The 21,814-nt window shown below is 61.4% G+C and carries 26 protein-coding genes and 1 pseudogene; 12 read left to right on the top strand and 15 right to left on the bottom strand.

Features of this window, described 5'->3' with window-relative positions; all coding sequences use genetic code 11:
- Positions 1-9: 9 nt before the first annotated feature.
- The 8 genes from ASE36_RS14130 to ASE36_RS14095 all read right to left on the bottom strand — a co-directional run bounded on the left by ASE36_RS14130 (position 10) and on the right by ASE36_RS14095 (position 9,712).
- Positions 10-1,605: a GMC family oxidoreductase gene (locus ASE36_RS14130; protein WP_062280567.1), complete on the bottom strand. Its 1,596-nt coding sequence runs from the start codon at positions 1,603-1,605 to the stop codon at positions 10-12.
- 26 nt (positions 1,606-1,631) lie between these two features.
- Positions 1,632-3,767 carry a methylmalonyl-CoA mutase gene (gene scpA, locus ASE36_RS14125; RefSeq protein WP_062281418.1) on the bottom strand — a complete coding sequence of 712 codons (2,136 nt, stop codon included), beginning with the start codon at positions 3,765-3,767 and terminating at the stop codon, positions 1,632-1,634.
- Positions 3,768-3,772: 5 nt separating this feature from the next.
- Positions 3,773-4,237: a hypothetical protein gene (locus ASE36_RS22785; protein WP_156378653.1), complete on the bottom strand. Its 465-nt coding sequence runs from the start codon at positions 4,235-4,237 to the stop codon at positions 3,773-3,775.
- An 8-nt stretch (positions 4,238-4,245) separates the two neighbouring features.
- Positions 4,246-6,255 carry an acetyl/propionyl/methylcrotonyl-CoA carboxylase subunit alpha gene (locus tag ASE36_RS14115; RefSeq protein WP_062280561.1) on the bottom strand — a complete coding sequence of 670 codons (2,010 nt, stop codon included), beginning with the start codon at positions 6,253-6,255 and terminating at the stop codon, positions 4,246-4,248.
- Between the two features lie 65 nt (positions 6,256-6,320).
- Complete coding sequence (locus ASE36_RS14110; protein WP_062280558.1) at positions 6,321-6,734, bottom strand: hypothetical protein; 414 nt, start codon at positions 6,732-6,734, stop codon at positions 6,321-6,323.
- A gap of 3 nt (positions 6,735-6,737) precedes the next feature.
- Positions 6,738-7,115: a hypothetical protein gene (locus ASE36_RS14105; RefSeq protein WP_062280555.1), complete on the bottom strand. Its 378-nt coding sequence runs from the start codon at positions 7,113-7,115 to the stop codon at positions 6,738-6,740.
- 11 nt (positions 7,116-7,126) lie between these two features.
- A complete protein-coding gene (yghU, locus tag ASE36_RS14100; RefSeq protein ID WP_062280553.1) occupies positions 7,127-8,047 on the bottom strand; it encodes a glutathione-dependent disulfide-bond oxidoreductase in 921 nt (306 codons plus the stop codon).
- 132 nt (positions 8,048-8,179) lie between these two features.
- Entirely contained in the window at positions 8,180-9,712 is a 1,533-nt protein-coding gene (locus ASE36_RS14095) for an acyl-CoA carboxylase subunit beta (RefSeq protein ID WP_062280550.1), read from the bottom strand.
- Between the two features lie 134 nt (positions 9,713-9,846).
- Here ASE36_RS14095 and ASE36_RS14090 point away from each other — a divergent pair, with 134 nt between their 5' ends.
- From ASE36_RS14090 to ASE36_RS14055, 8 genes and pseudogenes are all read left to right on the top strand, one after another.
- Complete coding sequence (locus ASE36_RS14090) at positions 9,847-11,256, top strand: helix-turn-helix domain-containing protein (protein ID WP_062280546.1); 1,410 nt, start codon at positions 9,847-9,849, stop codon at positions 11,254-11,256.
- An 87-nt stretch (positions 11,257-11,343) separates the two neighbouring features.
- Positions 11,344-11,904 carry a hypothetical protein gene (locus tag ASE36_RS14085; protein WP_062280543.1) on the top strand — a complete coding sequence of 187 codons (561 nt, stop codon included), beginning with the start codon at positions 11,344-11,346 and terminating at the stop codon, positions 11,902-11,904.
- Positions 11,905-11,939: 35 nt separating this feature from the next.
- Positions 11,940-12,094 (top strand): annotated as a pseudogene (locus ASE36_RS22620) (short-chain fatty acyl-CoA regulator family protein); the annotation flags it as partial.
- Between the two features lie 185 nt (positions 12,095-12,279).
- Positions 12,280-12,504 (top strand): antitoxin MazE-like protein, encoded by a 225-nt coding sequence (locus tag ASE36_RS14075; RefSeq protein ID WP_082511079.1) that lies wholly within the window; start codon positions 12,280-12,282, stop codon positions 12,502-12,504.
- Positions 12,489-12,827, top strand: coding sequence for a type II toxin-antitoxin system PemK/MazF family toxin (locus ASE36_RS14070; RefSeq protein ID WP_320410152.1), 339 nt, complete (start codon positions 12,489-12,491; stop codon positions 12,825-12,827). The genes ASE36_RS14075 and ASE36_RS14070 overlap by 16 nt, the downstream gene beginning before the upstream one ends.
- Before the next feature lie 403 nt (positions 12,828-13,230).
- A complete protein-coding gene (locus ASE36_RS14065) occupies positions 13,231-13,560 on the top strand; it encodes an ArsR/SmtB family transcription factor (RefSeq protein WP_062280537.1) in 330 nt (109 codons plus the stop codon).
- The gene (locus ASE36_RS14060) at positions 13,557-14,021 is read left to right on the top strand and encodes an SRPBCC family protein (protein ID WP_062280534.1); all 465 of its coding nucleotides are present in this window, start codon (positions 13,557-13,559) and stop codon (positions 14,019-14,021) included. Before ASE36_RS14065 ends, ASE36_RS14060 begins: the two co-directional genes overlap by 4 nt.
- Before the next feature lie 45 nt (positions 14,022-14,066).
- The gene (locus ASE36_RS14055; RefSeq protein WP_062280532.1) at positions 14,067-14,483 is read left to right on the top strand and encodes a GFA family protein; all 417 of its coding nucleotides are present in this window, start codon (positions 14,067-14,069) and stop codon (positions 14,481-14,483) included.
- A gap of 18 nt (positions 14,484-14,501) precedes the next feature.
- Here the strand turns inward: ASE36_RS14055 and ASE36_RS14050 are convergent, their stop codons facing one another.
- The 5 genes from ASE36_RS14050 to ASE36_RS14030 all read right to left on the bottom strand — a co-directional run bounded on the left by ASE36_RS14050 (position 14,502) and on the right by ASE36_RS14030 (position 18,259).
- Positions 14,502-15,575, bottom strand: coding sequence for an enoyl-CoA hydratase/isomerase family protein (locus ASE36_RS14050; protein ID WP_062280529.1), 1,074 nt, complete (start codon positions 15,573-15,575; stop codon positions 14,502-14,504).
- Positions 15,576-15,646: 71 nt separating this feature from the next.
- On the bottom strand, positions 15,647-16,603 hold the full coding sequence (locus tag ASE36_RS14045; protein ID WP_062280526.1) for a D-2-hydroxyacid dehydrogenase: 957 nt from the start codon (positions 16,601-16,603) through the stop codon (positions 15,647-15,649).
- Positions 16,604-16,662: 59 nt separating this feature from the next.
- On the bottom strand, positions 16,663-17,289 hold the full coding sequence (locus tag ASE36_RS14040; protein WP_062280523.1) for a glutathione S-transferase family protein: 627 nt from the start codon (positions 17,287-17,289) through the stop codon (positions 16,663-16,665).
- On the bottom strand, positions 17,289-17,954 hold the full coding sequence (locus ASE36_RS14035; protein WP_062280520.1) for a Rieske (2Fe-2S) protein: 666 nt from the start codon (positions 17,952-17,954) through the stop codon (positions 17,289-17,291). Before ASE36_RS14035 ends, ASE36_RS14040 begins: the two co-directional genes overlap by 1 nt.
- Positions 17,951-18,259, bottom strand: coding sequence for a hypothetical protein (locus ASE36_RS14030; protein WP_244474749.1), 309 nt, complete (start codon positions 18,257-18,259; stop codon positions 17,951-17,953). The genes ASE36_RS14035 and ASE36_RS14030 overlap by 4 nt, the downstream gene beginning before the upstream one ends.
- A gap of 89 nt (positions 18,260-18,348) precedes the next feature.
- Between ASE36_RS14030 and ASE36_RS14025 the strand changes: the two genes are divergently transcribed.
- Complete coding sequence (locus ASE36_RS14025) at positions 18,349-19,203, top strand: aromatic ring-hydroxylating oxygenase subunit alpha (protein ID WP_062280517.1); 855 nt, start codon at positions 18,349-18,351, stop codon at positions 19,201-19,203.
- A gap of 60 nt (positions 19,204-19,263) precedes the next feature.
- On the opposite strand, the gene ASE36_RS14020 is transcribed toward ASE36_RS14025, so the two are convergent.
- Positions 19,264-19,461, bottom strand: a complete 198-nt coding sequence (locus ASE36_RS14020; RefSeq protein ID WP_062280516.1) for a CsbD family protein — start codon at positions 19,459-19,461, stop codon at positions 19,264-19,266.
- Between the two features lie 251 nt (positions 19,462-19,712).
- Between ASE36_RS14020 and ASE36_RS14015 the strand changes: the two genes are divergently transcribed.
- Positions 19,713-20,078 (top strand): DUF883 family protein, encoded by a 366-nt coding sequence (locus ASE36_RS14015; protein WP_062280512.1) that lies wholly within the window; start codon positions 19,713-19,715, stop codon positions 20,076-20,078.
- A gap of 2 nt (positions 20,079-20,080) precedes the next feature.
- On the top strand, positions 20,081-20,527 hold the full coding sequence (locus tag ASE36_RS14010) for a hypothetical protein (RefSeq protein ID WP_062280509.1): 447 nt from the start codon (positions 20,081-20,083) through the stop codon (positions 20,525-20,527).
- A gap of 55 nt (positions 20,528-20,582) precedes the next feature.
- Here ASE36_RS14010 and ASE36_RS14005 read toward each other — a convergent pair whose 3' ends face one another.
- Positions 20,583-20,774: a NepR family anti-sigma factor gene (locus ASE36_RS14005; protein WP_062280506.1), complete on the bottom strand. Its 192-nt coding sequence runs from the start codon at positions 20,772-20,774 to the stop codon at positions 20,583-20,585.
- A 159-nt stretch (positions 20,775-20,933) separates the two neighbouring features.
- On the opposite strand from ASE36_RS14005, the gene ASE36_RS14000 reads away from it, so the two are divergent.
- On the top strand, positions 20,934-21,728 hold the full coding sequence (locus ASE36_RS14000) for a response regulator (protein WP_062280503.1): 795 nt from the start codon (positions 20,934-20,936) through the stop codon (positions 21,726-21,728).
- Positions 21,729-21,814 lie beyond the last annotated feature (86 nt).

The raw sequence follows: 21,814 nt of genomic DNA, 5'->3' as shown, positions 1-21,814 counted from the left end.
TGAATGGCGTCAGCGGTGATCTTCGAGGATCATAGCGGCTGCCTTTTCGGCAATCATCAGGGTCGGCGAATTGGTATTGCCGGAGACAATGGTGGGCATGACCGAGGCATCGGCGATGCGCAGCCCCTTCAATGCCCGTAGATTCAGGCGCGGATCGACGACGCTGTCCGGATCGGCCCCCATGCGGCAGGTGCCGACGGGGTGGAAGATCGTCGTGCCGATATCGCCGGCTGCCTGTTCCAGCTCCGCATCGCTTTCAAGCGCTGGGCCGGGGCGGTATTCCTCAGGGTGATAGCGGGCAAAGGCGGGCTGGGCGGCAATCTGGCGGGTGAGGCGGATCGAGCGGATGGCTACATCGCGGTCGCCTGTCGTCGAGAGATAGTTCGGCGCGATCCTCGGCTGTGCGGCGAAGTCCGGCCCCGCGATATGCACCGATCCACGGCTTTCAGGTCTCAGGTTGCAGACGCTCGCCGTCATCGCCGGGAAGGGATGGACGGGATCGCCGAACTTGTCGAGCGAGACCGGCTGGACATGGTATTCGAGGTCGGCGGTTTCCTTGTCCGGGCCGGAGCGGGTGAAGATGCCGAGCTGGCTCGGGGCCATGGACATGGGGCCTGAGCGACGGAGAGCATATTCCAGTCCTATCATCGCCTTGCCGTAAAGGCTCGACGCGCGCTCGTTGAGGGTCGGCACGCCCTTGACCTTGAAGACGAGGCGGAGCTGCAGATGATCCTGCAGGTTTTCGCCGACGGCCGGCACCTCCCTCATGGTCTCAATACCTGCATTTTGCAGGACATCACCGCGACCGATACCGGAGAGTTCGAGGATCTGCGGCGAGCCGATGGCGCCTGCTGAGAGCACCACCTCGCGGCGGGCGGCGAAGCGTTTCAGCTCGCCGTCGTGATGCACCTCGGCGCCGGTCACGCGGTCTGCCTCGATGGTCAGGCCCTTCACATGGGCGTGGGTGAGGATCGTGAGGTTCTTGCGGTGCCGGATCGGCTTCAGAAAGGCTTTCGCCGTATTCCAGCGGATGCCTGAGCGCTGGTTGACCTCGAAGAAGCCGGAGCCTTCGTTGTCACCGCGATTGAAGTCGTCTGTCTCAGGGATGCCCGCTTGCTTCGCCGCCTCGCGAAAGGCTTCCAATACATCCCAGCGCAGCCTCGCCTTCTCCACGCGCCATTCGCCGCCGGCGCCATGCTTGTCATCGGCCCCCCGGTGGAAGTTTTCCGTCTTTTTGAAGAGCGGCAGCACGTCGTCCCAGCCCCAGCCGTCGCAGCCCATCTGGCGCCACTGGTCGTAGTCGCGCGCCTGGCCGCGCATGTAGATCATGCCGTTGATCGAGGAGCAGCCGCCGAGCACCTTGCCGCGGGGATAGCCGATGGCGCGACCGTTCAAGCCGGGCTCGGCTTCCGTCTTGAAGCACCAGTCGGTGCGCGGGTTGTTGATGCAATAGAGATAGCCGACGGGGATATGGATCCAGTGATAATTGTCGCTGCCGCCGGCTTCGAGCAGCAGCACACGCCGCGTGGGATCGGCGGACAGCCTGTTAGCCAGCAGGCAGCCGGCGGTGCCGGCGCCGATGACGATGTAATCGTAGGTCTCCATGCTCCTCCCCGAGCGCTGCCGGCGTCTCAACTGTTTCGCAGGCGACCCTCCAGAAGGTCAAGCACGGAACGGGCGGCATCCATGACATTGGTGCCGGGGCCGAAGACGGCGGAGACGCCATGCTCCAGCAGGAAGTCATAGTCCTGACGCGGAATAACCCCGCCGACGACGACGATCACGTCATGGGCGCCCTTGGCCTTCAGCGCCTGGACCAGCTGCGGGGCGAGCGTCTTGTGGCCGGCGGCAAGCGAGGACATGCCGACGACCTGCACCTTATTGGCAACGGCGAGATCGGCTGCCTCCTCCGGTGTCTGGAACAGGGGACCTGCCACGACATCGAAACCGATATCGCCAAAGGCCGACGCGATGACCTTGGCGCCGCGATCATGGCCATCCTGGCCGAGCTTGGCGATCAGGATGCGCGGCTTGGAGGCGGCCTTGCCGTAATCCTTCAGGCGGGTCGACAGCGTTTCCATTTCCGGATCGCCTTCGTAGGCCTTGCCGTAGATGTCATGCACGACTTCGGGGACGGCGACGTGATCGCCGAAAACGGCGCGCATGGCGTCGGAGATCTCCCCGACGGTGGCGCGGGCGCGGGCGGCGTCGACGGCGGCTTCGAGGATATTGCCTTCGCCGGTTTTGGCGACCTCGGTCAGCCGGGCAAGGGTTTCAGCCACCCGCTTCGGGTCGCGCTGGCGGCGCGTCTGCTCGATACGCTTGATCTGCGACAGGCGGACGGCCGTGTTGTCGATCTGCAGGATATCGATCGGCTCCTCGTTTTCGAGGCGGTACTTGTTGACACCGACGATCACCTCCTCGGCGCGGTCGACGGCTGCCTGGCGGCGGGTGGCGGCTTCCTCGATCAGGCGCTTCGGCAGGCCGTCATCGACGGCTTTGGTCATGCCGCCCAGCTGCTCGATCTCCTCGATCAGCGCCCAGGCTTTTTCGGCCATGTCATTGGTCAGGCTCTCGACATAATAGGAGCCGGCCAGCGGATCGACGACCTTGGTGACGCCTGTCTCGTGCTGCAGGATCAGCTGCGTGTTGCGGGCAATGCGGGCTGAGAATTCCGTCGGAAGCGCGATCGCCTCGTCAAACGAGTTTGTGTGCAGCGACTGGGTGCCGCCGAGCACGGCCGACATCGCCTCAAAAGCGGTGCGGACGATGTTGTTATAGGGGTCCTGTTCGGCCAGCGATACGCCCGATGTCTGGCAATGAGTGCGCAGCATCAGGGAGGACGCCTTCTTCGGCTCGAATTCCTGCATGATGCGGGTCCAGAGCAGGCGGGCGGCGCGCAGCTTGGCGGCCTCCATGAAGAAGTTCATGCCGATCGCAAAGAAGAAGGAGAGACGCCCGGCGAACGCGTCGACATCAAGGCCCTTGGCGATGGCGGCGCGGACATATTCGCGCCCGTCGGCCAGCGTGAAGGCAAGCTCCTGCACCAGCGTCGCGCCGGCCTCCTGCATGTGATAGCCGGAGATCGAGATCGAGTTGAACTTCGGCATCTCCTTCGCCGTGTATTCGATGATGTCGGCGATGATCCGCATCGAGGGTTCGGGCGGGTAGATATAGGTGTTGCGGACCATAAACTCCTTGAGGATGTCGTTCTGAATGGTCCCGGACAGTTTCTCGCGCGACACGCCCTGTTCCTCGCCGGTGACAATGAAATTGGCGAGGATCGGGATGACGGCGCCATTCATGGTCATCGAGACGGAGATGTCCTGCAGCGGAATGCCGTCGAAGAGGATCTTCATGTCCTCGACACTGTCGATCGCCACACCCGCCTTGCCGACATCGCCCTCAACACGGGGATGATCCGAGTCATAACCGCGATGGGTGGCGAGGTCGAAGGCGACCGAGACGCCCTGCTGGCCGGCCACAAGCGCCTTGCGGTAGAAGGCATTGCTCTCCTCCGCCGTCGAAAAACCCGCATATTGCCGGATCGTCCAGGGGCGACCGGCATACATGGTGGCACGCGGGCCCCGGGTGAAGGGCGCGAAACCCGGCAGGCTGTCGAGATGACCGATGCCGGCGATATCGTCTGTCGTATACAGCGGCTTCACCGCAATGCCCTCGGGCGTCTCCCAGACGAGGCTCTCCGCCGGACGCTTCAGTTCCTTCTCGGCAAGCGCCTGCCAGTCGGCGATGGTTTTCTTGGTCATCGATGTCATGCCCCCAACGTTTGAATTTGACCGGCACGGTCCGAGGTTCTGGCAGGCCAGTCCCGTATTGCGAAAAGACCGACGACGACATACGCAACCAAAAAACCGTTGCCTAACAATGATCCCGATACAAGCCCGTGTTCTGCCAGTTTCCCTGCCACGGCAATAACGGCCATGCCCGCAACGTAGACGGTGAGAACTCTCCGAACACTGAGGCGCCCAAAACAAATTCTCACTACCATGCCGTATAAGACCGCTCCCCAGAACGACCAGACTGCATGATTGTACAAGTGGATTTCATAGGGAGCTCCCCCTGGTGTTGGGAAGCCAAGGAGAAGCGATGCAGCAACAAAGGCGACCTCGGAGTTTAAAGGTGTTTTCATCCATATGAAAAAGTGGAGGAAAATCGCGCACGATGTGCCAATCAAGCCGCCGAGCATTGACGCTATGATCTTGGCCTCTCGTTTCACCCGCTCCCTCACCCCTCAAACTCCATGATCAACTCGTCGACGGCGAGACTCTGGCCCGGCTTCACGACGATCTTCTTCACCGTACCCCGCCGTTCGGCCTTCAGGATATTCTCCATCTTCATCGCCTCGACGGTGGCCAGCGCCTGACCGGCTTCCACGGTCTCGCCTTCCTTCACCGCAACCCCGGTGATGACGCCCGGCATCGGGCAGAGCAGCATCTTCGACGTATCCGGCGGCAGTTTTTCGGGCATCAGCTTGGCCAGTTCTGCGACACGCGGGGAGCGGACGCGGGCGGTCACATCCATGCCGCGCCAGCGGAGCCGAATGGCGGGGCCCTTGAGGTCGACCTTGACCGCGAGCGTCTCGCCGTCGATGTCGACATCGGCGAGTGTCTGACCCGGCTGCCAGTCGGTGGCGATCACCAGCTCGTTGCCGGCTTCGAATGCGATACGTGTGTTGCCGGTGCCGCCGGTAATCGCCAGCGCGTGGTCGCTATCGGCGAGATTGACGACCCAGTCCTTGCCTAGCTTGCGGGCATGATTGCCGATGGTGCCGGAGATCTGGATCGCGCGCGCCTGCAGGCGGTGATTGATCACGGCGGCGATCGCGGCAAGCTTTTCGGCGGACGCCGCATCCGGGGTGACTCCGGTGAAACCGTCCTTGAATTCCTCCGCGATATAGGCCGTGGTGATCTTGCCGGAGCGGAAGCGCTCCTGGTTCATCACGGCGGAGAGGAAGGGCAGGTTGTGGCCGATGCCTTCGACCTCGAAGCTGTCGAGCGCTGCGCTCATCGCGTCGATCGCGGTGAGGCGGTCTGGTGCCCAGGTGCAAAGCTTGGCGATCATCGGATCGTAATACATCGAGATCTCGCCGCCCTCGAAGACGCCGGTGTCGTTGCGAACGACAGTGCCTTCTGCCGTCGTTCCTTCTGCAGGCGGACGGTAGCGGGTGAGGCGACCGATCGAAGGCAGGAAGTTGCGATAGGGGTCTTCGGCGTAGAGACGGCTTTCGATCGCCCAGCCATTGAGCTTCACATCGTCCTGACCGAAGGCGAGTTTTTCGCCCGAGGCGACGCGGATCATCTGTTCGACGAGATCGAGTCCGGTGATCAGCTCGGTCACGGGATGCTCGACCTGCAGGCGGGTGTTCATCTCAAGGAAGTAGAACTTGTTCACTTTGCCATCGACGATGAATTCGACGGTGCCGGCGGAGTGATAGCCGACGGCTTTTGCCAGTGCCACGGCTTGTTCGCCCATCGCCTTGCGGGTTGCGGCATCGAGGAAGGGCGAGGGGGCCTCTTCGATCACCTTCTGGTTTCGCCGCTGGATCGAGCATTCGCGCTCGCCGAGATAAAGCACGGTGCCGTGTTTGTCGCCGAGCACCTGGATCTCGATATGGCGCGGTTCGGTGACGAATTTTTCGATGAAGATGCGGTCGTCGCCGAAGGAATTCTTCGCTTCGTTCTTCGACGACTGGAAGCCTTCGCGGGCCTCCTCTGCGTTCCAGGCGATGCGCATGCCCTTGCCGCCGCCGCCGGCCGAGGCCTTGATCATCACCGGATAGCCGATCTGATCGGAGATTTTTACCGCCTCGTCGGCATCCGCGATCAGCCCCATATGCCCGGGGACCGTCGAGACGCCGGCTTCGGCGGCCAGCTTCTTCGAGGTGATCTTGTCACCCATGGCCTGGATCGCGCCTACAGGCGGGCCGATGAAGGTGACGCCCGCCTTTTCCAGCGCTTCGGCAAAGGCCGCATTTTCCGAGAGGAAGCCATAGCCGGGATGGACCGCATCGGCGCCGGTCTGCCTGATCGCGTCGAGGATCTTGTCGATGACGATATAGGACTGGTTCGACGGCGCCGGGCCGATGTGCACCGCCTCATCGGCCATCTCGACATGCAGCGCATTGCGATCGGCATCGGAATAGACAGCGACCGTCTTGATGCCGAGCTTCTTGGCGGTCTTGATAACCCGGCAGGCGATTTCGCCCCGGTTGGCGATGAGGATTTTCTGGATCATGTCTTCTCTCCCTGCCAATTCTATCCGCGCACAGCCGCCAGGCGCTCAATCGCCATGTTTGCCCGCTATTCCCGCGCCTGCTTCTTCAAACCCTTGGCCACACTCTGCTCGTTCTTCACCTCGCCAAACGCCTCCGGAAAGTTCTTCCGCGCCAGCGGTTCATTCAGCTTCAGCTTGGCGAAGTAGGATTGCGGATCAAAGCCTCGCTCGGCGGCGATGAGCTCGCGGCCGAACAGTCGGCAGAGGCGTTCGCCGTCGAGATTGCCGCGCTCGAAGGGTTCGGTGCCGAAATATTGCCAGAGCGCCTGTACAAAGCCGAGGTCGGCCAGCGCCACGGATGGGTCCATGGTGCGGTGGCGCGGCCAGTTGGTGAGCGGCGTCACCTTGGGGTTCGGTCGGCGGATCGTGTATTGCCACTGCGTTCCCGGCAGGCCGGGCGGAAAGCCCTGGTGTTTCGGCATCAGAGGCTCTTTTGCCATGGCTCAGACCTCGAACACGTCGTCAAAGGACTCCGGAAAGCTCTTGCGGGCCACCCGTTCGTCGATCTTCAGCAGCGCGTCATAGGACGTCGGGTCAAACGGGCTTTCGGCCGGTACCACTTCCCGTCCGAACAGGAGGTTCAGCCGTCCGGCATCGAGGTTGCCGCGCGGAAAGGGCTCGGCGCCGAAATGGTGCCAGAGTGCATGCAGGAACGCCGCATCAACCTTCTGCTCAATCGTGTTCGGACGAGCAAGGCGCTGCAGGGGCTTGAGGGGTGTCGCGCCTTTTTCATTGGCGCGACGGATGGTGAAGTGATGGCCATGGCCCGGCAGCCCCGAGGGGAAACCGCGATGCTTGATCATTTCAGGTGGTCTGGCCATCTCTGTCTTCCTCAAGCCTGCTGCTGCTGGACGATCTTGTCCTGCGTCTTCGTGTCGAAGTCTGCCGCATCGTGGCGTTCATGCAGCTGTTCGGAGAGCGGGCCGGTTGCCTTGTTGACCATGGCGCCGCGTTTCACGGCCGGGCGGGCGGCAAGCTGCTTTGTCCAGCGTTGGACGTGCTCGTAGTCGTCTACGGACAGGAAGGTGCCGGCATCGTCATAGGCGCCGTGCAGGGCAAGCCGGCCATACCAGGGCCAGATCGCCATGTCGGCGATGGTGTAGTCCTTACCGGCCATGAATTCATTGTCGGCGAGGTGACGGTTCAGCACGTCCAACTGGCGCTTCACTTCCATGGCATAGCGGTCGATGGCGTATTGGATCTTCATCGGCGCGTAGGAGTAGAAATGGCCAAAGCCGCCGCCGAGGAAGGGAGCCGAGCCCATCTGCCAGAACAGCCAGTTGAACGTTTCGGCGCGGGCGCGCGGGTCGGACGGAAGGAAGGCACCGAACTTTTCCGCGAGATAGGTCATGATCGAGGCACTCTCGAACAGACGGACCGGCTTGCCGCCATCGACAGGCGCATGGTCCATCAGGGCCGGGATCTTTGAGTTCGGGTTGACGCCGACAAAGCCGGAGCCGAACTGGTCGCCCTTGCCGATATTGATCAGCCAGGCGTCGTATTCGGCGCCTTCATGGCCGGCCGCCAGCAGCTCCTCAAGCAGGATCGTCACCTTCTGGCCGTTCGGCGTCGCCAGCGAATAGAGCTGCAGCGGATGTTTGCCGACCTTCAGCTCCACTTCCGTCTGCGAGCCTGATGTCGGGCGGTTGATATTGGCGAACTGGCCGCCATTGCCTTGCTCCCAGGTCCAGACCTTGGGCGGCTGATAGCCGGCAGGCAGGTTCTTCTCGGGCGGGAATTTTTCGTCGCTCATGGGGAGGATCCTTTCTCGTTCAAGGAAGTGCTTAACGCCACCCATATAGGCATGTCGTATCGCAATACTTCGATCGAGCTCCTTTTTGTCCGTCAATTCAAAATAATTCAGCGAATGTTTGCCGCGATCGTTTCACAACGGGATCGTGTCGTGCTTCTTCCAATGCGTGCCCACCTGCTTGTTCCTGAGGCTCGCGAAAGCCTTGGCAATGCGGCGGCGGGAGGAATGCGGCATGATCACCTCGTCGATAAAGCCGCGTTCGGCGGCCTTGAAGGGGTTGGCGAAGTTGACTTCGTATTCTTTGGTCCGCGCCGCGATCTTCTCGGCATCGCCGAGTTCCGAGCGATAGAGGATCTCGGTGGCCCCCTTGGCACCCATCACGGCGATTTCGGCGGTTGGCCAGGCATAGTTGATATCGGCGCCGATATGCTTGGAGGCCATGACGTCGTAAGCGCCACCATAAGCCTTGCGGGTGATGAGGGTCACCATGGGTACGGTTGCCTGGCTATAGGCGAACAAGAGCTTGGCGCCATGTTTGATCACGCCGCCATATTCCTGGGCGGTGCCGGGCAGGAAGCCGGGCACGTCGACCAGCGTCAGGATCGGGATCGAGAAGGCGTCGCAGAAACGGACGAAGCGGGCGGCCTTGCGCGAGGAGTCGATGTCGAGGCAACCGGCGAGCACCATGGGCTGGTTCGCGACGACGCCGACCGTCTGGCCCTCCATGCGGATAAAACCGGTGATGATGTTTTTCGCGAAGGCTTCCTGGATTTCGAAGAAATCGCCCTCGTCGGCCAGCGCGTAGATCAGCTCCTTCATGTCATAGGGCTTGTTGGAGCTGTCAGGGATCAGCGTGTCCAGCCGCATCTCGATGCGGGCGGGATCGTCATGGAATGGGCGGACCGGCGGCTTTTCGCGGTTGTTCAACGGCAGGAAGTCGAAGAGCAGGCGGACCTGTTCCAGGGCTTCGATGTCGTTCTCATAGGCGCCATCGGCGACGGAGGATTTCTTCGTGTGGGTGGAGGCGCCGCCGAGTTCTTCCGCCGTGACGATCTCGTTGGTCACCGTCTTCACCACATCGGGGCCGGTGACGAACATGTAGGATGAATCCCGCACCATGAAGATGAAGTCGGTCATGGCGGGCGAATAGACGGCACCGCCGGCGCAGGGGCCCATGATCACGGAGATCTGCGGGATGACGCCAGAGGCATCGACATTGCGCTTGAAGACATCGGCATAGCCGGCAAGCGAGGCCACACCTTCCTGGATGCGGGCGCCGCCGGAATCATTCAGGCCGATGACTGGTGCGCCGACCTTCATCGCCATATCCATGATCTTGCAGATCTTCTGGGCATGGGTTTCCGACAGCGAGCCGCCGAGCACGGTGAAATCCTGGGAGAAGACATAGACCTGGCGGCCGTTGATCGTGCCCCAGCCGGTGACCACGCCATCGCCCGGCACCTTCTGTTCGGCCATGCCGAAATCCACGCAGCGATGCGTGACATACATGTCGTATTCTTCGAAGGAGCCTTCGTCGAGCAGGACTTCGATGCGCTCGCGGGCGGTCAGCTTGCCCTTGCCGTGCTGGGCGGCAATGCGCTTTTCGCCGCCGCCGAGGCGGGCCTCCGCGCGGCGCGCTTCGAGCTGGTCCAGGATCGTCGACATGCTTCCTCCGGAATGATCTGTTTGGCTGTAAAGCCTTGTGTGACACCTATTCCACTGTGCCGCAGAAGAAAACGGTTGAACAGGTGCATCTGTGGATTTATGAATTTGCAAAGTAAAAATTGCGAATTTGCGAAATGGCCATCGGGAAACTCTTTATCGGCCGCAAGGTCCGCGACATCCGCCAGGCGAACGGGGCCACCCAGGCGCAGTTTGCCGATATGGTCGGCATTTCCACCAGCTATCTCAACCAGATCGAAAACAACCAGCGCCCGGTTTCGGCCTCGGTGCTTCTGTCGCTGGCGGAAAAGTTCGGCATCGACATCACCGAGCTCTCCTCGGGCCAGAACGACCGGTTGATGTCGGCGCTGACGGAGGCGCTCTCCGATCCCTTGTTCGAGACCTATTCGCCGAGCCTGCAGGAGCTGAAGCTCGTCACGCAGAATGCCCCCGGCTTTGCCCATGCGCTGATTGCCGCCCACCAGGCTTACAGGCGCGGCAATGAGCAACTGGCGAGCCTCGATGACCGGTTGGGCGCTGCCCCCACCCAGGAGGTGACGCCTTATGACGAGGTGCGCGACTTCTTCCATTTCGTCGACAACTACATCCACGATCTCGAGTTTGCTGCGGAGCAACTTGCGACAGAGCTGAAGCTCGGGGAGGGGGAGAATTACGCGGCTCTTTCAGGCCATCTCGAAGCACAGCACGGCGTCCGCGTGGTGCGCGGCGAGGCGGGCGACGAGGCGATCCGCCGCTTCGATCCGGTGGGACGGATCCTGACCGTCAGCCGCTACGCCTCTGCCCCCACCCGCGATTTCCACATCGCCATCCAGATTGCCCAGCTCGCCGCTGCCACCAAGATTGACCAGGTGCTGAAACAGGCGAATTTCCGCAGCGAAGAGGCGGTCGAGATCTGTCGCATGGGCCTCTACAACTATTTCGCTGGCGCGCTGATCCTGCCCTATCGCAGCTTTCTCACCGCCGCGCGGGATCTGCGCCACGACGTCGAACTGCTCGCCGCCCGTTTCGAGGCCTCGCTCGAGCAGGTCTGCCACCGCCTCTCGACGCTGCAACGGCCGGGCCTGAAGGGCGTGCCGATCTTCTTTGCCCGTATCGACCGGGCCGGCAATATCACCAAGCGGCACAGTGCCGCCCGCCTGCAATTTGCCCGCTTCGGGGCGGCCTGCCCGCTGTGGAACGCGCATCAGGCCTTCGAGACGCCCGGCCGGATCATCCGCCAGACGGCGGAAACGCCCGACGGTGTGCGTTATCTCTGCATCGCGACGCAGGTGTCAAAAGGCTCCGCCGGCTTCCGCGCCGCCAATCCGCGCTACGCCTTGGCGCTCGGCTGCGAGATCTCCTATGCCGGTGCCTTCGTCTATGCCGACGACCTCGACCTCTCCAACCGCGGCGCCTTCGACCCCATCGGCATTTCCTGCCGCATCTGCGAGCGCGTCAAATGCACCAGCCGCGCCGTGCCGCCACTGAAAAGGAAGCTGGTGGTGGATCATCGGGTGCGGAACCCGATGCCGTATGAGATTGAGTGAGGGGTGTTCTGAGTTGGGGCAGGGCGCATTCTCGTCAGCATTTGGCCCATTGCAGAGGTGGAACCATGTCTGTAGCGTCGATTTACTATGAGCAATCTGTCCTATCAAATATTGCCCAATGACGATGACAACACCTACGAAGTGCGATTTATCGTCGATGGTACAGACTGGATCGGAGACGACCACTTGGGTCTCGATCCTCCCGACATCATTCGCCAGCTTACCCAAGGACATAAAGGCAACCTGATCATAGGCCGATGCAGTTGCGGTTGCATGGGATGCGACGATGTCAGCGTCCACGTGCGGAGGGCGGCGACCTCAGTAGAGTGGTCATCTCACAACCGGGCAACTGCCATCTTCGATGCCGACTATTATGACCAACAGGTCAGCATGCTTAGCAAGGATTTTGCTTGGGAACCCCTCAATCGGACTGTTGAGCGCCATCTTGACGCGATGTTTTCGAGCAAGGTGACTGATGATGGCTATCGTTACGATTGGGCCAGCACCAGAATCAAGGCTGGCGTTATCAATATAAGCGTGACGAAAGAACATCATCAGAAGCTGCTGGAATTTTCTTGGGATGGAACAACAATAGAAAGCGCTATGACGCGCGGTCGGCAGTTATTGAAGGAACGCTTCGTCGACTGATGCGCGAGGCCGCCAATGTCGCAAACCGGTAGATCCTTCACCTCTCCAACAGCGGCGCCTTCGACCCGATCGGTATCTCCTGCCGCTTCTGCGAGCGCGTCAAATGCACCAGCCGCGCCGTGCGCCGCTGAGGCGGAAGCTGGTGGTGGATCATCGGGTGAGGAACATGATGCCGTATGAGATTGAGTGAGGGGGTGGTTCTTTGATTGTTGTAGGACAAAATCTTCTTCTGCATTCGGCCCGAACCGGTCATCCCGCGCTCGGCGAAATGGCAGCGTGAATCCTAACATTCGCGCTGTTCGTAACCAGAGCCGGATTCATTAGGTAGCGCGCGACTAATGTGTTAGGGTTGCGCGCGACCTAATGGAGGATGCTATGCCGAGACCTAAGAGCGCCGATGACGGCCTGACCAAGTTTCAACGCTACCGGCAACAGCAGCAGCACCGGGGCATGAAGCAACTACGCATTTGGGTGCCGGATCCTCACAAGCCCGAATTTGCCGCTGAAGCCCAGCGGCAAGGTCTGCTCTTGCGCGGCCGCCCCGAGGAAGCCGAAGCCCTGGATTTCATCGCGGCGGCTACTGAATGGCCAGCACCGTGAAAAGAGGTGATCTCGTCACCGTTTCGGCACCGGGCGATTATGGAAAACCTCGCCCGGCGATCGTCATTCAATCTGATTTTCTCAATGCGGCAGACAGCGTGCTGGTCGTTTTGCTGACCAGCACGATAGCTGATGCTCCACTTTATCGGTTCACTATCGAGCCAACGACGGGGAACGGTCTCAATGTCGTTTCACAGGTCATGGTGGACAAGGTTATGGCCTATCCGCGCGCCAAATGCGGCCCGGTGATCGGTCATCTTTCCGGTGCCGACATGCTGGCTCTCAACAACATGCTTTCGGTGATGATAGGCCTTGCTGACTGAAATGTTTGTCGCACAAATCGGTCGCGAAACTCTGACTATAGCACCCGAGTTTCGCGACATCGTGTCGCCTTAAAATCCAGGGGCGACAGCCGCAATGGACGCTCCTGGCGTGAAACGGCAGAACCTTCACGGCTTATGGTAGGCCGCGATCGTCATTGTTGGTTGCAGCCAGTCGCTCGCGAACTCTCGCAATCTCCAACCCTACCCAAACAACCGCTCATCCCTTGCCGCAAAGAACGCCTCGACACGCTCCGGCGTCGAATGCTCCACTTCGCCGGCGCCGATTTCGGGGTCCTGTCCTTGTCGATGATCGCCGCGTGGTGCGTCGTCACGTCTTCGCGCAAAAGGCCAATCTAAAATCATTAGTGTTGACTGATCGAATAGTCCACGCTAATGATTTTCCATGATCGAAACAACAGCCGTCAACACCGTCATGCGCGCACTCGCCGATCCCACCCGGCGGGGCATCTATGAGCGCATTGCCGATACGAATGAAATCTCCGTCGTCGAGCTGACGCGGGGAAGCGGGGTCACGCAAGGCGCGATCTCCCAACATCTCAAGACGTTGAAGCAGGCCGGGCTCGTCGTCGAGCGTCCGGAAGGGCGGAGCACCTTTTACCGTATCCGCCCGGAGGGTCTCGAACCCCTGTTCGACTGGATGAGCCATTACGGCATCTTCTGGCGGGAACGCTTCGGCAATCTTCGCACCCTTCTCAAGGACATTGACCCATGACCGACGCCGCTCAAGTTTCTTCCCGACAGCAGATCGTCGTCGACGAGGTTTTTCCGCATGCGCCGGAAGTGATCTGGCGGGCGCTGACGACAGGTGAGATCATGGCGCGCTGGTTGATGGAGCCGAAAGGCTTCGAGCCGGTTGTCGGCAATCGCTTTACCTACCAGACCAAGCCGGCGGGTGCCTGGGACGGCACCATCCACTGCGAAGTGCTGGAGGTGGTCGAAAATCGGCGGTTTTCCCACGCTTGGCGCGGTGGCGATGCCTCCAACACGGGCTATGGATCGAAGCTTGATACGGTCGTGACCTGGGCGCTGGAACCAGTTGCAGAGGGCACGCGTGTCCGCCTCGTCCATTCTGGTTTCGAGCTCCCGAAGAACGAGGTCGCCTTCCGCAATATGGGAGATGGCTGGAAAGTGGTCGTGCCACGCCTTGAGGCGACAATCCGGCAACCCGATTAGGGCGCGCCGTTACTCAGACTGCGTCATCAAACAAGGAGTACAGCGATGTCCAAGCCCTTTCGTGGCGGATGCGCCTGTGAAGGCGTGCGTTATGAGGTGGTCGGGGAACCGGTCGCCATGGTCGATTGCCAGTGTCGGCAGTGTCAGATCGACAGCGGAACCGGCCATGCGTCGCATGTGGTCTTCGCTGGTGCCGAGGTAAAACTCGAAGGCGAGGCGCGGACCTGGGATCTGGTGGGGGATGCCGGAACGCGCAAACGCCGCGGCTTTTGCCCGGTCTGCGGATCACCGGTCTTTCTGGTATTCCCCGATGCTCCTCAGATCTTTTCCGTTAGAGCGGCAAGCCTCGACGAACCTGAGCGATATGCGCCACAGTTTGTCACCTGGACCGCCTCGGCCCAGCCATGGGATTGCATAGATCCGGCGCTTGAGCGTTTCGAGCGCATGCCTCCCGGCCAGTGAGACGTCTGCGGCTTGCGGTTATTCGAACAACCGCTCATCCCGTGCCGCAAAGAACGCCTCGACACTCTCCGGCGCCACATCCTCCAGCGTCGCCGGGGACCATTTCGGGTTCCTGTCCTTGTCGATGATCGCAGCACGTATGCCTTCGTAGAAGTCGGGGACTTTCACCACTTGGCAGGTGCCGGCGAATTCGCGTTCGAGGCAGGTTTCGAGGTCTTGGGAGAGGCGGGCCTCGCGCAGCATCCTGAGCGTCACCTTCAGGCTGGTCGGCGATTTCGCGCGCATGGCGATGAGCGTTCTGGCGGCGAGGTCGCCCTGTTCCTGTTCGAGGGCTGGGATGATCTCCTCCACCGTGTCGAAGGCGAAGCAGCGGTCGATCATGTCTCGGCCTTCGGAGAAGATGCCCTTCGGGCCGTCCACCGTATAGTCGCGGATCGTCGAGGCGATCGATTGGCCGAGCGCCGGGGCGGGGAGGGCGGCGATCCGCTCCAGGAGTTCTGCTACACGGTCCTGCGGAACGTACCAGTCGGCAAAGCCCGCGGTGATGGCGTCAGCGCCGTTCACCGCTTCGCCTGATAGCCCCATCCAGGTGCCCAGTTCGCCGGATGCGCGGGAGAGGAGCCAGGTGGCGCCGATATCGGGGAAGAAGCCGATGCCGGTTTCGGGCATGGCGAGCTTGGTCGTCTCGGTGACGATGCGATGGCTGCCATGGCTGGAGACACCGACACCGCCGCCCATGGTGATGCCGTCAATGACGACGACATAGGGCTTTTTGAAACCGGCGATGCGGGCATTCAGGCGGTATTCGGCCTTGAGGAATTCCGAAGCCTTGCCGTCGCCGGCCTTGCCGCTTTCATAAAACATCCTGATGTCGCCGCCGGCGCACAGCCCGCGTTCGCCCTCGCCGGTGACGAGCACGGCAGCGACTTCAGGGTCGGCCTCAAAGGCGTCGAGCGCCTTGCCGAAGGCGAGGACCATGTCGTGGGAGAGACTGTTCAGAACGCGGGGGCGATTGAGGGCGATCAGGCCGATTGCGCCCTTTTTCGCCGTCAGGATTTCCTCGCCCTGATAGTCCGCCTCAAGATACCGCATGCCGTCCTCCCTGTCTTTTGAGAGAGTTAGATATGCGTCGCTGAGAAAGGGCAAGGGCTGCGTTGGTTGGATCAGGTCACGAGATTGCGCGGCTTACCCGCGAGAAACAACTCGATATTCTCAATCAGCTGGTCGGCCAGGGCCTGGATTGCCTCGCGGCTTGCCCAGGCGACATGCGGGGTGAGGATGACGTTTTCGCGTGACGCGATCCGCATCATCGGGCTGTCATGGGCGGGTGGTTCGCCATCGGTGACGTCGAAGCCGGCGCCGGAGATCTGGCCGGCATCGAGGGCCTTTTCCAGCGCCAGTTCGTCGACGAGGCCGCCGCGGCCGGTGTTGATCAGCAGCGGTTTGCGTTCCATCAGGGCGAATTCGCGCGCACCGATCACGCCGCGCGTTTCCGGCGTCAGCGGGCAATGCAGGGTGATCACATCCGAGCGCCTCATGACATCGTCGAAAGCCGTCTGGCCGGGCTTGAGGTCTGTTGCGCCGCGACGACCGGCGGTCAGCACCGTCATGCCGAAGGCTTCGGCGATCTTGCCCACCGACTGGCCAAGCGTGCCATGGCCGATAATGCCGAGCGTCGAGCCGCCGAGATCGGCAATGGGATAATCGAAATAGCAGAATTGCGCCGCGTGCTGCCAGCGTCCCTCGATCACCGACTGGCGATAGGGCAGGATCGAGCGGCGCAACGCCAGCATCAGCGCGAAGGTGTGTTCGGGCACCGTGTGTTTTGCGTAGTTGCGGATGTTGCAAACCGTGACGCCGCGCGCCCTGGCTTCCGCGAGATCGACAATATCGGTGCCGGTGGCGGAGACGGCGATCAGCTTGAGTTTGGTGGCGCCGGCGAGTGCTTCGGCACGGACAGGGGCCTTGTTGGTAATTACCACATCTGCGTCGCGGATGCGCTCAGCCACTTCATGCGGGGCGGTGCGGGCATGGACCACCATTTCATGCGGCACGGAGGGCGCGCGAACAACGGTTTCCGGCGACAGCGTGTCGCGGTCGAGAAAGACGATGCGGATCATGGCGGATCTCCCTGCGTTGTCATCGACCTAGCCGCGCGGCTTTCGGCCAGCAAGGCAGGTCAGTGGTAATCTGGTACGCCCGGCATGGTGATGAAGCCTGGAAGGGCGCGAAAGCGGCGCAGCCAGCGGCGAAGGGCCGGGTATTCGTCGTGGTCGGTGCCGTAGTCGCGCGACAAAGCGAAGCTCGGCAGGAGGGCCAGATCGGCGAGTGTCGGGCTGGCGCCGACGAGCCAGTCCGCCCCTTCGATCTGCCGCAGCGTCATGTGGTCGTTCATGATGCGGAAGCCTTTGCGGGCGGCCTTCAGATCGCTGTCGCTGGCGCCCTCCGAGGTGAAGAGAGCCGCCTCGCGGGCGTCGATTGCGGGCTTCAGCTCGCGGGTGGAAAAGCCCAGCCATTGCTGGACGCGTCCGAAGTCTGCGGCATCGGCGGGCAGCCAGGGGCTCTCAGGCGCATAAGCGCGGACGAGAAAAGCGAGGATGGCGGTTGTGCCGAAGAGCCTGACATCGCCGTCTTCGAGGATCGGCAGCGTGCCGGTCGGATTGAGCGCCAGCATATGCGGCTTTTCCTGCTCGCGGCCTGGCGCCTTGTCGACGGCGACCGTCTCGAAGGACAGGCCGAGCATGGAGAGGAGAAGGCGGACGCGAAAGCCGTTTTCGTCGAGGTGGTAGTCGTAAAGCCTGATCATCACGCGGCCTCCGTCGTATGGGCTTCGAGGCGGTTGCGGAGATCAATGGCCCAGAGCGCGAGGGTGCGGCGAATGGCTGCGGATGCGTTTCCGACCACCGTGATGTGCAGGGCCGTCCGGCCGGCGTCGCGGGGCTGGGCTGCGATCAGGACAGTCACGTCGTTGCCTTGCAGGGTGAGTGTTGCGGCAGTGGTGGCGCTCACGCCGTAGCCTTCGGGCAGTGCTGTCTTTACCGCCGAGAGAGCCGCTTCTGCTGGCATGTCGAGGAAGAGGCTGCGAACTGGTTCAGCCGTCTCAGGAAGTGCCGAAAGCTCAGCTGCATCTGCCCCTTCCGGTGCCATCCAGATGATGCCGGCGCGTTCGGTTGCGGCGAAGGTCGGGACCTTGATCGTCTGGGGCACCTCGAGATCGGGGTGTGCCGGAATGTAGCGACATTGGCCGCCCGTGTCGTAGCGCCAGCCGTGATAGAGGCAGGCAATGTGGTCGCCGCGCACGAAGCCGAAGCTCATGCGCATGCCGCGATGCGGACAGCGATCTTCCCAGACATGGATCGCGCCCTTGTCGTCACGCCAGACGACGCGCTCCTCGCCGTTGACGAGCGTTCCGGCAGAGGTGCCGGCTTCGATGTCGGCCGAGAGAGCAACGGGGATCCAGGCTGGTGTCATGGTAGGGCCTTTTCCGGCAGGTCTTCGTTGGACTGAAATCGCGATACGTCGAGCACGATGCTGTCATAAGGACCGAGGCTGACGGCCATTTCGAAGGCGTCGATCAGGGCTTCCGGTCCCGACAGCGTCAGGCGGCAGCGCTCGTGGTCGCAGGCCGCAATCTTCAGGCCGAGTGACAGGCGCGCTGCACGATGTTCGGCGAACGCAATGAAGCCCTGCGGCTCCAGCCTTCCGGAAAAGGTGAAGCCGACGGTCCTATGGTCGGCCTTTGCCGTCATCGGATGGGGATCAGTGTTGCCTTGCAATTGTGCGCGCTCTAATTTTTGGGCAATCTAGCGGCGGGCGAGATCGGGTTTCAAGCGGTTTCTCCCATGCTCCAGAGGAAAGACAGACCATGCAGAACGGTATCGACAAGGCGTCGCTTCATCAGTGGTATGTGCTCGATACCGAGGCGGTGATCCCCGTGGGCCGATCGCAGAACCGCTTGCTGGGGACGGATCTCACCGTCCTCAAACAGGCGGATGGGGCGATTGAAGTCTTTGCCGAGGGGCGGGCCGAGCCGCTGCCGCTGCGCCATCGCTTCGGCTTTCTCTGGGCGACGCTCGGCCAGCCCGAGCGCGAGATTTTTCCGTTGCCGGAGGCCGACGAGCCTGATCGGCGCTACGTGCCCTGCGGTGTCGTGACCGTGAAGGCGTCAGGGCTTCGCATCGTCGAGAACTTTCTCGACATGGCGCATTTCCCCTTCGTGCATACGGATGTTCTGGGGGCTGAACCGCATACGGAAGTGCAGAGCTACGATGTTGAAATCCGGCGCGAGGAAGACGAGGTCTGGGCCACCAACTGCACCTTCTTCCAGCCGCAGGCGGCTCTGTCGGCGCAGGACGGGATCACCACGCAATACATGTACCGGGTGATGACGCCGTTCACGACGATCCTCTACAAGACCTGTCCGAACGCGGCCAATCGCTGGGATGTCATCGGGCTCTTCGTCCAGCCGCTCGATCCGGGCCGCTGCCGGGCGCATCCGATCATGTATCTGATCGACGATGTCTCGACGACGACGGAGCTCATTCATTTCCAGCAGATGATCTTCCTGCAGGACCGGATCATTCTGGAGAACCAGAGGCCGGTGCTTCTGCCGCTTGAGCCGCGCAAGGAAATCCCGACGCGCGCAGATGCGTCGTCGATCGCCTATCGGCGCTGGCTGAAGGAAAAAGGCGTGACCTACGGCGCAACGACGGCTGCCTGAGGCCAACAAAAAAACCCGGAAGCGGGTGCTTCCGGGTCTCTGCATCTACAAGTGAACTGCTCAGTTTCGGCTCATCCAGTCGTCGATCTCACGATCGGCTTCTTCCTGGGTCCGGCCGTAGGCAGCCTGGATCTTGCCCGAGAGTTCCTTGCGCTTGCCAGCGATCACGTCGAGATCGTCACCGGTGAGCTTGCCCCACTGGGTCTGGGCCTTGCCCTTGAACTGCTCCCAATTGCCTTCGATCTGATTCCAATTCATCGGATATCTCTCGTGTCTGGTGTTGGTCGAGGCTCGGTGTCCTCGGTCCGAAAACGAGAACTTGCATCGGAAGTTCCATCATCATCATCTTCTTCTTCCGCCTTGAGGTGAGCAGTGGCCAGGAGGCCGGACGAAGGGGAGCACTCCAGGGGAGTGGCTGCTTCCAAGAATTGAGACCCTGATGGAACACTCTCGACTGTCTGGCGTTCTGAAAGCGAACCCGACGATCAATTACTCAATGGAGAGCAATCATGGCTCAGGTACCGAGCGCTTCGAACAACAAGATCAAGAGCGGCGCAGACGAGATTGCCGATCGCATCGATGCTGCCGCTTCGGCGAACTCCAGCGCGAATTCGCCGGCAACCGGAAGCGATGTCCAGGCTGAGATTGCGAACCTCCGCAGCGACATTGCTGCCCTGACCCAGACGGTCGCTTCCTTCAGCAGCGGCAAGATCCGTCAGGCTGGCGAGACTTCGCAGCAGTATATGGATAGCGCCCGCGAGACGATTGCGAATGCGGAAGAGGATCTGGAAGCTTATGTCCGCGCCAAGCCGCTGCAGTCGCTGGCCATGGCCGCTGGCGTCGGCTACGTACTCGCCCTACTCAGCCGGCGCTGATCATGCTGCCATTGTTTCAGCAAATCGGCATCCTCGCCTTTGGTAAGGTCAAGCCGACCGCCCGCCGCTTCACTCGACTTCTTGTCGGTGGGGCGGTGGTCGCGGTCCTAGGCCTGACAGCCTATGTGGGGCTTCTCATTGCCGCTGGTCTCTATCTTGCGGAAATGCTTGGCGGACCCTTGGCTGCCCTCATCATTGCCGGCGTGACGGGTGTCTGTGCACTCATCGTTGTTGCCGTCATACAGGCCAAGAACCATCGGACCGAGTTGAAGGCGGAAGCTCGTCAAAGAGCAGCCAAGGCAAGGCTGCCCGATCCGATGACGCTTCAACTTCTGGCTGGCGTGCCGGCTTTGATCAAAGGGCGTTCGCTTCTCGGGGCGGCAACGATCGCGGCGCTCGTCTATGGCGTGACCCGCATGCAGAATTCCGGTCGCGACTACCGCGACTAAGCGTCAAAATCAGCAAGGATCAGACCCGGCGGTCTGGTCCTTTTCTCTTTGGGCCTTACTTCTTCGCTTTGGTTTCCGCCTCATGGAGGCGCTCAAGCAGGTCTAGCAGATGGGTGGGTGTGCCTTCTTCAATGATGCCGTCGTAGTAACCGCGGAGTTTCGTGGCGATGAGGGCATTGGCATTCTGGCGCTGGGTGTCGGAGCGTGTCTTCGATTTTTCCGGTTTGTCCGGAGGGTTGCCAGCCATGTTCTTCACGTTCCATTGTTTCTCGGTTCGAGATTGTGTCTATCAGGATTAGCCTGTTAAGTTTCATCATGCAAAAAAGTTCCGACAGGCGGAACTCTTTTTTGAATGGCGCGTTTTCAGCCGAGTCCGCACCTTATTCCACTTCGATTGGAGAACTGCATGTCCCTTACCGCCCGCGTCGCTGTCCACCTTCCTTACCTGCGGCGCTATGCTCGCGCCGTCACCGGTTCGCAGACATCCGGGGACGCTTATGTCGCAGCGGTGCTGGAGGCGTTGATCGCTGATATCTCCATCTTTCCGGACACGGGCGACGACCGTGTCGCGCTCTATCGGCTGTTCGTAACAATCTATGATTCCACCAAGGTCGAGCTGCCGCAGATTGTTTCGCCCTTCGCATGGGAAAAGCGGGCGGCAGCCAATCTGGCGACGGTGCCGACACGGGCGCGTCACGCCTTCCTGCTCATCACTGTCGAAGGTTTCTCGACGTCGGAAGCAGCCAGCGTGCTGCGCGTGACGGAAGCCGAATTCAACGCTCTGTTCAATGAGGCCTCCATGGAAATCTCCCGCCAGGTGGCGACGGATATCATGATCATCGAGGACGAGCCTCTGATCGCGCTCGATATCGAGCAGATGGTCGAAGACCTCGGCCACAGGGTCACCGGGATCGCCCGCACCCATGCCGAAGCGGTCGACCTCTACAAGCGGACAAATCCGAAAATGGTTCTCGCCGATATCCAGCTCGCCGATGGCAGCTCCGGGATCGACGCGGTCAATGACATCCTCAAAGTCGACACCATCCCGGTCATTTTCATCACGGCCTTCCCGGAACGGCTCCTGACGGGCGAACGGCCGGAGCCGGCCTTTCTCGTCACGAAGCCGTTCAACCCGGACATGGTCAAGGCACTCATCAGCCAGGCATTGTTTTTCAACGAACGGGTAGCAGAACAGGCATAAGGCGCGCGATCGCATAGAGTTCGGCCAATCTGCGGTTCATCCGAGCCGCAGGAAGCCGAAGTGCCGACAAACGGCGGAGCATTTCA

Origin of the sequence: Rhizobium sp. Root274 (assembly GCF_001429245.1) — a bacterium.
Lineage (GTDB): Bacteria > Pseudomonadota > Alphaproteobacteria > Rhizobiales > Rhizobiaceae > Allorhizobium.
Note: the sequence above shows the minus strand (reverse complement) of the source record. Positions and strands in the feature narration are given on the sequence as shown.

What these genes read in the sequence shown, in the direction of transcription:
- ASE36_RS14060 (WP_062280534.1), top strand. Translation starts at nt 13,557, where the DNA reads ATGACCGACGCCGCTCAAGTTTCTTCCCGACAGCAGATCGTCGTCGAC.
- scpA (WP_062281418.1), bottom strand. Translation starts at nt 3,767, where the DNA reads ATGACCAAGAAAACCATCGCCGACTGGCAGGCGCTTGCCGAGAAGGAA.
- yghU (WP_062280553.1), bottom strand. Translation starts at nt 8,047, where the DNA reads ATGAGCGACGAAAAATTCCCGCCCGAGAAGAACCTGCCTGCCGGCTAT.
- ASE36_RS14025 (WP_062280517.1), top strand. Translation starts at nt 18,349, where the DNA reads ATGCAGAACGGTATCGACAAGGCGTCGCTTCATCAGTGGTATGTGCTC.
- ASE36_RS14110 (WP_062280558.1), bottom strand. Translation starts at nt 6,734, where the DNA reads ATGGCAAAAGAGCCTCTGATGCCGAAACACCAGGGCTTTCCGCCCGGC.
- ASE36_RS14130 (WP_062280567.1), bottom strand. Translation starts at nt 1,605, where the DNA reads ATGGAGACCTACGATTACATCGTCATCGGCGCCGGCACCGCCGGCTGC.
- ASE36_RS14010 (WP_062280509.1), top strand. Translation starts at nt 20,081, where the DNA reads ATGCTGCCATTGTTTCAGCAAATCGGCATCCTCGCCTTTGGTAAGGTC.
- ASE36_RS14075 (WP_082511079.1), top strand. Translation starts at nt 12,280, where the DNA reads ATGCCGAGACCTAAGAGCGCCGATGACGGCCTGACCAAGTTTCAACGC.
- ASE36_RS14105 (WP_062280555.1), bottom strand. Translation starts at nt 7,115, where the DNA reads ATGGCCAGACCACCTGAAATGATCAAGCATCGCGGTTTCCCCTCGGGG.
- ASE36_RS14085 (WP_062280543.1), top strand. Translation starts at nt 11,344, where the DNA reads ATGAGCAATCTGTCCTATCAAATATTGCCCAATGACGATGACAACACC.
- ASE36_RS14095 (WP_062280550.1), bottom strand. Translation starts at nt 9,712, where the DNA reads ATGTCGACGATCCTGGACCAGCTCGAAGCGCGCCGCGCGGAGGCCCGC.
- ASE36_RS14020 (WP_062280516.1), bottom strand. Translation starts at nt 19,461, where the DNA reads ATGAATTGGAATCAGATCGAAGGCAATTGGGAGCAGTTCAAGGGCAAG.
- ASE36_RS14115 (WP_062280561.1), bottom strand. Translation starts at nt 6,255, where the DNA reads ATGATCCAGAAAATCCTCATCGCCAACCGGGGCGAAATCGCCTGCCGG.
- ASE36_RS14070 (WP_320410152.1), top strand. Translation starts at nt 12,489, where the DNA reads ATGGCCAGCACCGTGAAAAGAGGTGATCTCGTCACCGTTTCGGCACCG.
- ASE36_RS14045 (WP_062280526.1), bottom strand. Translation starts at nt 16,603, where the DNA reads ATGATCCGCATCGTCTTTCTCGACCGCGACACGCTGTCGCCGGAAACC.
- ASE36_RS14055 (WP_062280532.1), top strand. Translation starts at nt 14,067, where the DNA reads ATGTCCAAGCCCTTTCGTGGCGGATGCGCCTGTGAAGGCGTGCGTTAT.
- ASE36_RS14000 (WP_062280503.1), top strand. Translation starts at nt 20,934, where the DNA reads ATGTCCCTTACCGCCCGCGTCGCTGTCCACCTTCCTTACCTGCGGCGC.
- ASE36_RS14065 (WP_062280537.1), top strand. Translation starts at nt 13,231, where the DNA reads ATGATCGAAACAACAGCCGTCAACACCGTCATGCGCGCACTCGCCGAT.
- ASE36_RS14035 (WP_062280520.1), bottom strand. Translation starts at nt 17,954, where the DNA reads ATGACACCAGCCTGGATCCCCGTTGCTCTCTCGGCCGACATCGAAGCC.
- ASE36_RS14090 (WP_062280546.1), top strand. Translation starts at nt 9,847, where the DNA reads ATGGCCATCGGGAAACTCTTTATCGGCCGCAAGGTCCGCGACATCCGC.
- ASE36_RS14015 (WP_062280512.1), top strand. Translation starts at nt 19,713, where the DNA reads ATGGCTCAGGTACCGAGCGCTTCGAACAACAAGATCAAGAGCGGCGCA.
- ASE36_RS14050 (WP_062280529.1), bottom strand. Translation starts at nt 15,575, where the DNA reads ATGCGGTATCTTGAGGCGGACTATCAGGGCGAGGAAATCCTGACGGCG.
- ASE36_RS14005 (WP_062280506.1), bottom strand. Translation starts at nt 20,774, where the DNA reads ATGGCTGGCAACCCTCCGGACAAACCGGAAAAATCGAAGACACGCTCC.
- ASE36_RS14040 (WP_062280523.1), bottom strand. Translation starts at nt 17,289, where the DNA reads ATGATCAGGCTTTACGACTACCACCTCGACGAAAACGGCTTTCGCGTC.